At 64.4% G+C, this 12503-nt stretch carries 12 protein-coding genes; 7 read left to right on the top strand and 5 right to left on the bottom strand.

Annotation, left to right across the window (positions count from 1 at the left end; translation table 11 throughout):
• Positions 1 to 160 precede the first annotated feature (160 nt).
• From yajC to BM374_RS07505, 6 genes are read left to right on the top strand one after another with little or no spacing between them, the layout of a single operon-like run.
• Entirely contained in the window at positions 161 to 529 is a 369-nt protein-coding gene (gene yajC, locus BM374_RS07530; RefSeq protein WP_092229337.1) for a preprotein translocase subunit YajC, read from the top strand.
• Between the two features lie 49 nt (positions 530 to 578).
• Positions 579 to 2177: a protein translocase subunit SecD gene (gene secD, locus BM374_RS07525; protein ID WP_092290608.1), complete on the top strand. Its 1599-nt coding sequence runs from the start codon at positions 579 to 581 to the stop codon at positions 2175 to 2177.
• A 16-nt stretch (positions 2178 to 2193) separates the two neighbouring features.
• Positions 2194 to 3219, top strand: a complete 1026-nt coding sequence (secF, locus tag BM374_RS07520) for a protein translocase subunit SecF (protein WP_092290606.1) — start codon at positions 2194 to 2196, stop codon at positions 3217 to 3219.
• Between the two features lie 60 nt (positions 3220 to 3279).
• Positions 3280 to 3663 carry an Mth938-like domain-containing protein gene (locus tag BM374_RS07515; protein ID WP_092290604.1) on the top strand — a complete coding sequence of 128 codons (384 nt, stop codon included), beginning with the start codon at positions 3280 to 3282 and terminating at the stop codon, positions 3661 to 3663.
• Positions 3660 to 4523 (top strand): phytoene/squalene synthase family protein, encoded by an 864-nt coding sequence (locus BM374_RS07510; protein ID WP_092290602.1) that lies wholly within the window; start codon positions 3660 to 3662, stop codon positions 4521 to 4523. Before BM374_RS07515 ends, BM374_RS07510 begins: the two co-directional genes overlap by 4 nt.
• A 45-nt stretch (positions 4524 to 4568) precedes the next feature.
• Positions 4569 to 5813, top strand: a complete 1245-nt coding sequence (locus BM374_RS07505; RefSeq protein ID WP_092290600.1) for a threonine ammonia-lyase — start codon at positions 4569 to 4571, stop codon at positions 5811 to 5813.
• 15 nt (positions 5814 to 5828) lie between these two features.
• Here BM374_RS07505 and BM374_RS07500 read toward each other — a convergent pair whose 3' ends face one another.
• Complete coding sequence (locus BM374_RS07500) at positions 5829 to 7370, bottom strand: winged helix-turn-helix domain-containing tetratricopeptide repeat protein (protein WP_092290598.1); 1542 nt, start codon at positions 7368 to 7370, stop codon at positions 5829 to 5831.
• Positions 7371 to 7498: 128 nt separating this feature from the next.
• On the opposite strand from BM374_RS07500, the gene BM374_RS07495 reads away from it, so the two are divergent.
• Positions 7499 to 7960: a cupin domain-containing protein gene (locus BM374_RS07495; RefSeq protein ID WP_092290596.1), complete on the top strand. Its 462-nt coding sequence runs from the start codon at positions 7499 to 7501 to the stop codon at positions 7958 to 7960.
• A gap of 2 nt (positions 7961 to 7962) precedes the next feature.
• On the opposite strand, the gene BM374_RS07490 is transcribed toward BM374_RS07495, so the two are convergent.
• From BM374_RS07490 to trmFO, 4 genes are all read right to left on the bottom strand, one after another.
• A complete protein-coding gene (locus BM374_RS07490; RefSeq protein WP_092290594.1) occupies positions 7963 to 9165 on the bottom strand; it encodes an aminotransferase class V-fold PLP-dependent enzyme in 1203 nt (400 codons plus the stop codon).
• A 70-nt stretch (positions 9166 to 9235) separates the two neighbouring features.
• The gene (locus BM374_RS07485; protein WP_092290592.1) at positions 9236 to 9817 is read right to left on the bottom strand and encodes a CAP domain-containing protein; all 582 of its coding nucleotides are present in this window, start codon (positions 9815 to 9817) and stop codon (positions 9236 to 9238) included.
• 70 nt (positions 9818 to 9887) lie between these two features.
• Positions 9888 to 10982 (bottom strand): serine/threonine protein kinase, encoded by a 1095-nt coding sequence (locus BM374_RS07480; protein WP_092290590.1) that lies wholly within the window; start codon positions 10980 to 10982, stop codon positions 9888 to 9890.
• A gap of 7 nt (positions 10983 to 10989) precedes the next feature.
• Positions 10990 to 12417 (bottom strand): methylenetetrahydrofolate--tRNA-(uracil(54)-C(5))-methyltransferase (FADH(2)-oxidizing) TrmFO, encoded by a 1428-nt coding sequence (gene trmFO / locus BM374_RS07475; RefSeq protein ID WP_092290588.1) that lies wholly within the window; start codon positions 12415 to 12417, stop codon positions 10990 to 10992.
• Positions 12418 to 12503: the final 86 nt, after the last annotated feature.

The following is a 12503-nucleotide window of genomic DNA, read 5'->3' as shown; positions in this document are numbered from 1 at the left end:
GCAGCCTTATCGGGCCTGACCGCGCGCCGCAAGGTGGCCAAAAGGGCGGTCTGGCAGCGTTGCAATTGGGGCGGTGGTCGCTATAGTCCGCGCGAATTTGACCGAACCGGTCGCCGTCGAGGCCTGACCGGCTTCCCCCGTTTCCACGAGGATCGTCCGAATGCTGATTACCCCTGCGTATGCCCAGGCCGCGGGCGCCGGCGACACCAACAGCATGTTGATGTCGCTGCTGCCGTTCGCCCTGATCTTCGTGATCATGTACTTCCTGATTCTGCGCCCGCAGCAGAAGAAGGTGAAGGACCACGCCGAGCTCGTGAAGAACATCCGTCGCGGCGACACGGTCGTGACCTCGGGCGGCCTGGTCGGCAAGGTCACCAAGGTGGTCGATGACGACCAGATCGAGTTCGAGATTTCGGATGGCGTGCGCGTGCGCCAGATGCGGTCGATGATCTCGGGCGTGCGCGCCAAGGGCGAGCCGGCCAAGGACAGCGCGAAGGAAAGCGCCAAGGACGACGCCGCGGCGAAGTGAGTCCTTCCCCGCGAGTGTTTCGAATCTCCTGATCTGACAGGTCCAGTCGATGTTGTATTTCACGCGGTGGAAGGCGCTCGGGATTATCCTGACGGCGCTGATCGTGTGCCTCTGCGCGGTCCCGAACTTCTTCCCCGAGGCGAAGGTCAAGACCTGGCCCACCTGGGCGCAGCGGCGCCTGGTGTTGGGTCTCGACTTGCAGGGCGGCTCCTCTCTGCAGCTCGAGGTCGACGCCAACTATGTGAAGAAGGAAAAGCTCGACCAGATTCGCGACGACGTTCGTCGCGTGCTGCGCGAGGCCAGGATCGGTTACACCGGTATTGTAACGAAGGGCGATGCTGTCGAGGTACGCATCAGGGATGCGGATGCCCAGCCGGCGCTCGCCAAGTTGCGCGATCTTGCGCAGCCGATTGGCGGCCTGATGGGGTCCAGCGGTCAGCGCGATCTTGAAGTCACCGACGCCGGTGGCGGACTGATCCGGCTCAGTATTCCCGAGTCCGCGATGATCGAGCGCATGCGCAAGACCATCGAGCAATCGATCCAGATCGTCGAGAAGCGCGTCAACGAGCTCGGCACCGTCGAGCCGATCATCCAGCGTCAGGGTAACGACCGCATCCTGGTGCAGGTACCGGGCTTGCAGGATCCCACCCATTTGAAGGAACTGCTGGGCAAGACCGCGAAGATGGAATTCCGCATGGTCGATCCCTCGGTGCCGCTTGATCAGGCGCAGCAGGGCAGGCTGCCCCCGGATGCCGAGATCCTGCCGGCCGCCAACCCTCCGCCGTCCAACTACGTCGTCAAAAAGCAGGTTCTGGTTGCGGGCGGCGATCTGACCAACGCCCAGGCGACCTTTGACCAGCGTACCAACGAGCCGGTGGTCAGCTTCACCTTCAATACGTCTGGCGCGCGCAAGTTCGCGCAAGCCACGCAGGAGAATGTCGGGGTGCCCTTCGCGATCATCCTCGACGGCAAGGTGATCTCGGCGCCGGTCATTCGCGAACCGATCACCGGCGGCCAGGGCCAGATCTCCGGCAGTTTCACCGTGCAGTCGGCCAACGACCTTGCGATCCTGCTCCGCGCCGGCGCGTTGCCGGCGCCGCTCACCGTGGTCGAGGAGCGCACCGTCGGTCCGGGCCTCGGCCAGGACTCGATCGAGAAGGGCGAGCTTGCGGCCTATGTCGGCTCGATTCTGGTCGTCGTGTTCATGCTCCTGACCTATCGGCTGTTCGGTGTGTTCGCCAACATTGCGGTGACCATCAACGTCGCGATGATCTTCGGCCTGTTGTCGCTGCTCAGCGCCACGCTGACGCTGCCCGGCATCGCCGGTATCGTGCTCACCGTCGGTATCGCGGTCGACTCCAACGTGCTGATCTATGAGCGCATCCGCGAGGAGCTGCGCGGCGGGAGAACCCCGATCTCGGCGATCGACGCCGGCTTCAAGCGGGCGCTCGCGACCATTCTCGATTCCAACATCACGACCTTCATTGCCGCTGCCGTGCTGTTCATGATCGGCACCGGACCGGTGCGCGGTTTCGCTGTAACGCTCGGTATCGGCATCATCACCACTGTGTTCACCGCCTTCACCATGACCCGCCTGATCGTGGCGTGGTGGGTGCAGTGGAAGCGGCCGAAGACTGTGCCGATTTGATCATTCGAGGCCGGCTGTGACCACTACTCAACTCGTTCTCATTTCTCTTGGCGTGCTGATTGCCGCGCTGACCGTGGTCAGCGTGCTGGGCGTCATGCCGTCGCTGCGGATCGTCCCGGACAACACGCATTTCGACTTCACGCGCTTTCGCCGCATCAGCTTTCCGATCTCGGCCGTGCTGTCGATCGTCGCCATCACACTGTTCTTCACCCATGGCCTGAACTTCGGCATCGACTTCAAGGGCGGCACCTTGATGGAGGTGCGCGCCAAATCGGGCACGGCCGACCTCGCGCAGATGCGTAGCACCCTCGGCAGCCTCGGGCTCGGCGAAGTCCAGCTGCAGCAATTCGGCGGCCCCGCCGACGTGCTGCTTCGCGTTGCCGAGCAGCCGGGTGGCGACAAGGCGCAGCAGGAAGCGGTGGACAAGGTTCGTGGCGCCCTCGGCGAGTCCGTGGAGTATCGCCGCGTCGAGGTGGTTGGCCCGCGTGTCTCCGGCGAGCTGCTGGGTTGGGGCATGGCCGGCCTGATGCTCGCGATCGGCGCGATCCTGATCTATCTTTGGTTCCGGTTCGAATGGCAGTTCGCGCTGGGCGCCATGATCGCCAACGTGCACGACATCGTGCTGACCATCGGCTTCATGTCGATCAGCCAGGTCGACTTCGACTTGACCAGCATCGCGGCGCTCTTGACCATTCTGGGCTACTCGCTGAACGACACGGTCGTCATCTATGACCGCATTCGTGAAATGCTGCGGCGGTACAAGAAGATGCCGATGCCGCAGCTGCTGAACGAGTCCATCAATTCGACGCTGTCGCGTTCGATCATCACGCACTTCACCGTGACGCTGGCGCTGCTCGCGTTGCTGCTGTTCGGTGGTCACGCCATCCACAGCTTCACGGCGGTCATGATGTTCGGCGTGGTCCTGGTGGGTACTTACACCTCGATCTTCATCGCGGCGCCGATCCTGATCTATCTCGGTGTCGGCGAGCATCGCGAAGATGCCAAGGACGAGGCTCCCCCGGCGAAGAAAAGCAAGGCATGATCCGAACCGCGTGCCCTCGCGGGAGTTTGCGAGGGTAGCAGGCTCATTCGGACGAAGCTCATGGCCGGCGATCCCAACGCTCCCCATTTCCCGCGCTCGGCGCCGATCGAGGCCTATGGTAAGGGCGGATTCGCGTTTGCCGGCATGTCGCACCGGGGCTCGCTGCTCTGCCTGCCTGATGCGATCTGGGCCTGGGACGTGACTGATCCCACCAAGATCGACCGCTATTCGCTGGACCGGGTTTTTGCGGCTGCCAACAGCATCGACACGCTCCTGGTCGGCACCGGAACCGGCGTGTGGCTGCCGCCGCCGGACCTACGCCAAGCGTTGAAGGCGGTCAGGGTGGTGCTGGACACCATGCAGACCGGCCCCGCGGTGCGCACCTACAACATCATGATCGGCGAACGGCGCCGCGTCGCGGCTGCGTTGATTGCCGTGCCATGAGCCGCGCTGCGACGCCGCCCGACACGGTGACGTTCTGCGCCGACCTCGTGCGCAGGCACGACTTTCCGCGCTATGTCGCGACCCTGTTCGCCCCCGCTGAAGAGCGCCGTGCGCTGCTGGCGCTCTACGCCTTCAATGTCGAGATCGTCCGCGTCCGCGATCAGGTGAGCCAGCCCTTGCCGGGCGAGATCCGGTTTCAATGGTGGACCGATCTGTTCTCGGGCCTCGTTCACGGCAGCGCCGAGGGCAATCCAGTGGCGGCGGAGCTCCTGCGCGCCATCCGCGATTTTGACCTGCCGGTCGAGCCGTTGTCGCTGCTCGTCGACGAGCATCAGTTCGATCTCTACAACGACCCGATGCCGACCATGGCGGCGCTGGAAGGCTATCTGGCCGCCACCTCTTCGGCGCTGTTCGCGCTCGCGGCGCGGATCATGGGCGATGATTCGGATGCGGCCGAGCACCTCGCGCGGCACGCCGGGCTGGCGCAGGGCATCCTCCAGGTGATTGCCAACTTGCCGCGGGACTCGTCCCACCGGCAGTTGTTCTTGCCGCAGCAGGTCTTGGCCAGCCATGGCTGCGCCATGGAGGATGTGTTCGCGGGCAAGGAGACGCCCAATCTCCACGCTGTACTGAACCAGCTCATCGCCGAAGCCCGGCAGCATCTGGCGACAGCCTCGTCGCTGCTGGTGCAGGTGCCCCCGTCCGTGCGGCCGGCCTTCCTGCCGCTGAGCCAGGCGCGGGCTGATCTCGATCGGCTGTCGCGGCCGGGGCGCAATCCATTCGCGCTGCAGCCGCCGTCGCGGCTGCGCACGCTGTGGACGTTGTGGCGGGGCTCACGATCCCGGGAGTTTACCAAATAGCGGTTGGCTTATCGCCTGGACTGGCCAAATGCTCTATGCTGTCCCATGGCTGAGATATCCCCAACCGCAATCCCAGATCTGAGCGACCTCCCGGTCGTACCCGGGGACATCGATGTAGCCGCACAGATCATCCGCGGTGCCATCGTCGAGACGCCCTGCAGCTACAGCCGCACCCTGAGCAACATCTGCGGCTGCGAGCTCTGGCTCAAATTCGAAAACCTCCAGTTCACATCCTCGTTCAAGGAGCGCGGGGCGCTGAACCGGCTCACCGCGTTGACTCCGGAGGAACGTGCGCGCGGCGTGGTCGCCATGTCCGCGGGCAACCACGCGCAAGGCGTCGCCTATCATGCCAAACGGCTCGGCATTCCCGCCACCATCGTGATGCCTGTGGGCACGCCGATGGTGAAGGTCGAGAATACCAGGCATCATGGGGCCGAGGTGATCGTGACAGGCGCAACGCTGGAGGAGGCGGCCGCGTTTGCGCGGAGCCACGGCGAAGCGCGCGGCATGATCTTCGTCCATCCCTATGACGATCCGCTGGTCATTGCGGGACAGGGTACGGTGGGACTGGAGATCCTCAAGGCGGTGCCGGAGCTCGATACGCTGGTCGTTCCGATCGGCGGCGGCGGCCTGATCAGCGGCATTGCCATTGCCGCGAAAGCGATCAAGCCGTCGCTGCGGATTCTCGGCGTGGAGGCTTGGCTCTATCCCTCAATGTACAACGCCATCCATGGCAGCAATCTGCCGGCGCGCGGCGATACGCTCGCGGAAGGCATTGCGGTCAAATCTCCGGGGAAGATCACCACGGAAATCATCCGCCGCCTCGTCGACGACATTGCGCTCGTCAACGAAGCCGAGCTCGAGCGCGCGGTTTCAACCTTGATTTCGATCGAGAAGACGGTTGTCGAGGGTGCCGGCGCCGCAGGCCTTGCGGCGATCATGTCCGATCCCCCGCGCTTTGCCGGCGAGAAGGTCGGCCTGGTCTTGAGCGGCGGTAACATCGACACGAGGCTGATCGCCTCGGTGCTGACACGCGAGCTCGCGCGCGAGGGGAGGTTGACGCAGCTCTCGCTTGATATTCCCGACAGACCCGGCCAATTGGCCGCGGTCGCAGCGCTGCTGGCGGAAGCCGGCGCCAACATCATCGAGGTCTCGCACCAGCGGACTTTCTCCGACCTGCCGGCCAAGGCGACGCTGCTGCAACTCGTCATCGAGACTCGTGACAGCGCTCATCTCGACGAGGTCATGGCCAAGCTCAGCGCCTCTGGATTGAGTGCGCGCTGCACGTGAAGCGAGTTTCGACGGCTACTCCGGCAGTCCTGCGGCGCGAAGCGCCTCACCAAGCGACGCTGCCAGCGCGGGATCACAGTTGACGCCCTGGAATTGACGGCCGTAGCGGAATGTGGGGTGTAACTCGAGCGCCCGGGCCGCGGCAGCTCTCGCTTCCTGCAATCGGCCAAGCTTTGCGAGCGCCGCCGCCAGTTGCACATGGGTGATGCTGTGACGCGGATTGGCTTGAACCGAGCGGTAGGCCGCGCGACAGGCCTCTTCAAACCGGCCGCGGTGGAAATGTCCCATCGCCTGCGCATCAAAGGCAGCGAAGGCCCAGGAGTCGAAGGGGCTGAGCCGCATACCGCGCTCGCTCCATTCAATGGCGCGGTCGGCATCGCCACCCCAGCCGAGCATGACGCTGCCGAGAATGTAGGTGAGCGCTGATGAGGGACTGATCGTGAGCGCGGCATCGAGCGCGGTGAATGCCGCATAGCGATCGTGCCCATCCATGCCGATCGAAAAGCCCGCCAGCGTGAGTGCAAGTGCGTCATCTTGCCCATGGGCGATGGCTGAGCGCGCATGCTTGATCGAGGCTGCGCGGCTCGCCTCCTGCAAACCAGCGCGGAGGAACAGGCAATGATGACACATGGCAGCGTTGCCGTGCGCCAGTGCGTAGGAGGGCTCGAGCGCGATCGCACGTTCGAGCAGCACAAGAGCCTGGATCACCTGTTCTGGCATCCCGGAATCGACGTCGGGCTGGGCACGCAGAACGAGATCATAGGCGTCGGGGCTTTCGGGCCGCTTGCGCTTGACCCTGTTGATCTCGGCGCGGCGCAGGCTCGGTGCGATGGCGCCTACGACCGACATGGCGACGTCGTCCTGAAGCGCGAAAATGTCTTCGGACTGACGGTCATAACGCTCGGCCCACACATGTATGCCGGTCGAGGCATCGATCAACTGACCCGTGATGCGCACATTGCCACCGGTTTTCCGGACGCTGCCCTCGAGGACGTAGCGCACGCCAAGCTCGCGGCCTACCTGTTTCACGTCGACCGCCCGGCCCCTGTAAGTGAAAGTGGAATTTCGCGCGATGACGAATAGCCAGTTGATACGGGAGAGACCGGTGATGATGTCGTCGACCATTCCGTCGGCAAAATAGTCTTGCTCGGCATCACCGCTCAGGTTCGCAAAGGGCAACACCGCGATGGAGGGCCGATCGGGCAAGGCCAGGGATGGTTCGGACGACTGGTCTTTTGCAGATTCCATCACGGCTGGTCCGACATAGCGATAGCCGCGCCGTGGCAATGTCTCGATCCATTGCGCCTCCCCGGAGGCATCCGCCAGCGTCCGCCGAACGGCGGCAATCTGGACGGTCAGATTGCTGTCTTCAATCGCCTGGGCGGGCCACGCCGCTTCGATCAGGGCATCCTTGGACACTGGCTCGCCGGCTCGCCGCACCAGCAGCGCCAGGAGCAGCACTGCGCGCTGGCCGAGTGGTGTCGGCTCGGCTCCGCGGAACAGAATCCCAGCATCGGCGTCCAGGCGAAAGGGACCAAACTCAAGGATCGCGACCATTGCTGAAGAAGGGCACATTTCGCAGGTTTTTTGCAATATTTTCCGCACTGCTTTGCTACTTCCAAGAGTAGGCGGACCAAGATGCTTCCGTTGTCGCGCACTGAAGCGACCAGCCACGGAGGAACCACATGAACCCAAAGCCGCTCATCCGCAGGCCCGGCGAAACCCGGGGAGTGATGCTGCGCGGCCAGCCGATGGCCTTTCTGGTGACGGGGGAGGATGCCCGACACACCAGCATGTTCGATTGGACGATTCCGGCCGGTTTCGCCACGGGCCGGCACGTTCATCGTGTGCAGGAAGAGACTTTCTACATGCTCGAAGGCGAGTGCGAATGGCACGTCGCCGACGAAATTGTCTATGCCACGCCGGGGACCTACCTTTTCATTCCTCCGGGCGTCGCCCACAATATCACCAATGTGAGTGACAAGCCCGCGCGCGTGCTCATGACAGTGTCTCCGCCGGGGCACGAGCACTACTTCGAGGAGTTGGCCAAGCTTACCGCCAGCGGACCGCCGGACGCGAAGGCCATCAGCGAGTTGCGCGCCCGTTTCGACACCGACCAGTTGTCGGCCCTCACGACAAGAGGCTAGGGCTACGCCGTGGATCCGGCGCCGTGCAATCGCGGCGCAAGACCGGCAAGATGGGCGATCAGACGATCGATCTCGGCTTCCGTGTTGTAGTAATGCGGGGAGGCCCGCACGACCGCAGGGAGCGCGCGGACTTCCGCATCGATGCGGGTGCTCGACGGATGGGACGCGCCGATGGTGATGCCGGCCGCAGCGGCGCTGCTTACAATCGTGTCCGCCTCGCGTCCCTCCATTGTGAAGCTGACGATGGCGCCCGGCGTGCGGCCGAGATCGCGAATTTTGACGCCGCTGATGGTGGCGAGTCCACTGCGGAGCCGGCCCGCCAGCAGGCGGCAGCGCTGCTCGATCGGTCCGAGGCCGATGCTGAGCGCATAGTCGATGGCCGCGCCGAGCCCGAGCCGAGCTGCGTAATTGTTTTCCCAGGTCTCGAAACGGCGCGCATCGTCGCGGAGCTGATATTGGTTCCGTGAGACCCAGGGGGCCGCGAAGTGATCGATCATCGGTGGCTCGAGTTGTTGCAGCAGCGGCCTGCGGACGTAGAGGAAGCCGGTGCCACGCGGACCGCGGAGGAATTTGCGGCCAGTGGCCGACAACATGTCACAGCCAATCGCTTCAACATCGACCAGCATCTGGCCGACTGCCTGGCACGCGTCGAGCAGATAGGGAATGCCGTGGGCGCGGGCGATCTTGCCAACGGCAGCCGCGGGATTGACCAAGCCGCCATTGGTGGGAACCCACGTGATCGCGATCAGCTTCACGCGCTCGTCAATCATCCGCTCGAGCGCGGCGACGTCGAGCTCGCCGCTGCGATCGCTCGGTACGATTTCGATGACCGCACCGGTACGCCTGGCGACCTGAAGGAATGCGACATAGTTAGCAGCGTATTCCGCCTCGGCCGTCAGGATCCGGTCGCCGGCGCTAAACGGCAGTGCATAAAAGGCCATCTGCCAAGCAACTGTTGCATTCTCGGTGAGCGCGATCTCGTCTGGCGCCGCGTTCAACAGACGCGCCACCGAGCCGTAGACCGCGTCGAGCCGATCCGATTCCCGGTCGGCGGCGGCATAGCCTCCGATCTCACTCTCCAGATCGATATGCTGCTTCATCGTCGTGACAACGGCCGCTGGCATGAGGGCGGCGCCGGCGTTGTGGAGATAGGCGAGCCGGGAGACGGCCGGTGTATCGGCGCGGATTTGGTCGATGTCGATCAAGTGCGCCTCTCCCTCTTGCGATCCCCGGTATGGATTAGACGCGCCGAACACGGCGAGCAACAGGCTCCCCTCAGATACAGAGGCCGAGCAGCTTGACGTGGCAATTGGCAGCTTTGGGCTTGCTGGCAGACGTGACCTCGCGTTTCACGGCGACCAGCGGCTCACCGTCCTTCTTGCCTTTGCCCTTGCCCGGCTTCGGCTCGTAATCGCCGGCGATCACCATCGCCCAATAGGTACGCTTGCCGCTGGCGTTCTTCGCGCTCGCGATCCCGACGCGCGAGGCATTGTGCAGCAGCAGGTTCTTGCGGTGCCCGGAGGAGTCGATCCACTGTCCCAGCGTTTTCTCGAAGTTGTCGTAGCCGTAGGCAATGTTCTCGGCAGCGCGACCCGCGCCTGACGGTGCGACGCGCTTGTTGAATGGGCCGAGCGCGTCGTGGCTGAGATCGTCCTTCGCTGCCATCGCGCGGGCTTGGTCCATGGCGATGCGATCGAGGGTTGCGTCGCGCACGACGCGGCCCTCACCATGCTTGACGCGGAAGCTCGAGATCTGTTCGGCAGGGGACTCCGCGGCCATCACAGACGCGGCTCCCAGCAGCAGGAGAGGCGCGATCAGCAAGGCCACACGGCGCCCCATGGTCCCCCAGCGAGTCATTGATCCCCAAATCATGTGATCCCCGGCTTCTCCACCGGCATTGTGGACGCTTCAAGGCGCAGCGTACCCGCTAACCGGCGGGCAGGTCGGCCTCGAAGTTGAAGCGATCGCGCAGGTTCTTACGCTGCTCCAGGATGTCCTTGAGGAACGCGCGGTCCTGGTCGTTCTTCATCATCGGCTCGATCAGGTCGAGCTGGTTCATGGCGACCAGTTGCAGGATCTCGGTGCGCGGCCTGCCACTGGTGTCGCGCGGCAGCGCGTGGACGACCTGGATGTGTTCTGGCGGTTTCGGGCCTTTGGCGGCGGCGAGCTCATTGCGAAGCTGGCCTTCGAGCGCCGCCTGATCCGCCTCCACGAACGCGTAGAGTCCGACGCCCGAGCGTCGGTCGGCAAAGGCAACGATGGCGGTATCGCGCACGGCGGGATTGTTGCGGATCAGCGCGGTCAGCACCGGCGCGTCGTTGACGAGACGGCGGCCGCCACCCTCGCGGTCGGTGAAATTGAACAGGCCGCGGGTGATTGCGCGATAGACCTTCTTGCCGGTGACAAGCCACAGGCTCGCGGCGAATGATTTCCTCGCCAGGACTTTTCGCTCGCGCGGAGTCAGCGCCTCGGGTGCGTAGGAGCGCTTGTGTTTGAGCAGATGCCGGAGGTCTTCGTAAGCGAGGATGCGATAAAGCCGGCCACGCCTGGCGAAGCAGGCCGCGAGCTGGAAGTCGGTCACATAGGCCCGGCCATCTCGGCCGACCAACCAGTTCTGTTCCTTGGCGAGATCGTTGTGGCAGATGCCGGCGCGACGCAGCCGGCGGAGTGCGGCTTTGGCCGAGCGGAAGTAGGCGAGGTCGCCATGCGGCTTGGCCAGGTGCAGCGCGACGCCGTCGACGAAGCCACGCACCAGCGCGCGACGTCCGGCCCAGAGCAGTTCGGGGCCGACATTGAGGCCCTTTGCAAGTGTGAGCGCATGCTTCTCGCGCGCGAACAGATGGCGCGCCAATAGGAACGACCACCACGGGACCTCATCCAGCCGGCGCAGCACCGCGCCGACCTCGCCGGTCTCGGCAAGGAAGCGGCCGCGCTCGACGGTCGAGAACACGTCCCGCTTGAGCAACACGCCCTCGGTCCAGCGCGCCGAGAGCTCAGCAGCGTCGTCTTTCGGGAGATTCATCGATATCTCACGCGGCTGCGGCTATGCGCAAATGATCGGCGATCCAGCGATCGAGATCGGCAAGCGCCAATGCGCTCATCGCCTGCTTCTTGGCCACTGTCTTCTCGTTGCCGCGCAGGCGCGTGCCGTCTGGCTTCTTCGTCGGTGGGCTTGCAAGCGGCGGGAATAGGCCGAAATTGATGTTCATCGGCTGGAACGAGCGGGGGCCCGTCTCGATGGTCTCGATATGGCCACCGGTGATGTGGCCGAGCAAGGATCCGAGCGCGGTGGTGGCCGGCGGGCTCGCAAGACGTTCGCCGCGCGCATCGGCCGCGGCATAAAGGCCGGCGATCAGGCCGACGCTGGCGGATTCCACATAACCTTCGCAGCCCGTCATCTGACCGGCAAAGCGCAGCCGCGGCTGCGCGCGCAGGCGCAGCTGGCTGTCGAGCAGTTTTGGCGAATTGAGGAAGGTGTTGCGATGCAGTCCGCCGAGACGAGCGAACTCGGCTTTCTCGAGTCCGGGAATGGTGCGGAAGATGCGCTGTTGCTCGCCGTATTTCAGCTTCGTCTGGAAGCCGACGATGTTATAGAGCGTGCCGAGCTTGTTGTCCTGACGCAGCTGCACGATCGCGTAGGCCTTCGTGGTGGGATCGTGCGGATTAGTGAGGCCGACCGGCTTCATCGGGCCGTGGCGCAGCGTCTCGGGGCCACGCTCCGCCATCACTTCGATCGGCAGGCAGCCGTCGAAATAGGGCGTGTTGGTTTCCCACTCCTTGAACTCGGTCTTCTCGCCCGCGATCAGCGCGGCGACGAAGCTGTCATACTGCTCCTTGGTCATGGGGCAGTTGATGTAGTCGGCGCCATTGCCGCCCGGGCCTACTTTGTCGTAGCGCGACTGGAACCAGGCCACCGACATGTCGATTGACTCGCGGTGCACGATCGGCGCGATCGCGTCGAAGAAGGCGAGCGCGGTCTCGTCGGTGAGCTCGCGGATAGCATCGGCCAGCGGGGCGGAGGTGAGGGGGCCGGTCGCAACGATCACGTTGCTCCAGTCAGCCGGCGGCAGGCCTGCGATCTCGCCGCGAGCGATCTCAATGAGGGGATGGTCGTTCAGCGCCTTGGTAACTGCCGCAGAGAAGCCGTCGCGGTCGACCGCGAGCGCGCCGCCGGCGGGCACCTGGTTGGCATCGGCGGCGCGCATGATCAGCGAGTCGAGCCGCCGCATCTCGGCATGCAGCAGGCCGACCGCATTGTTGGCGGCGTCGTCCGAGCGGAACGAGTTGGAGCAGACCAACTCGGCAAGCCCGTCGGTTCGGTGCGCCTCGGTCATGCGGTCCGGCCGCATCTCGTGCAGCACTACTGGCACGCCAGTCTTGGCCACCTGCCAGGCGGCTTCGGAACCGGCAAGGCCGGCACCAATGACGTGCACGGTGTTGGATGAGGATCCTGTCATGGGGCGGACAGGTAGCGCTTTTCAGCCGTGAGTGGAATCGCCGAGATCGAGTTTTCGCCAGCAGAAACGACAACGCCCGCACGAGG

The organism is Bradyrhizobium sp. Ghvi, assembly GCF_900115265.1.
GTDB lineage: Bacteria > Pseudomonadota > Alphaproteobacteria > Rhizobiales > Xanthobacteraceae > Bradyrhizobium.
Note: the sequence above shows the minus strand (reverse complement) of the source record. Positions and strands in the feature narration are given on the sequence as shown.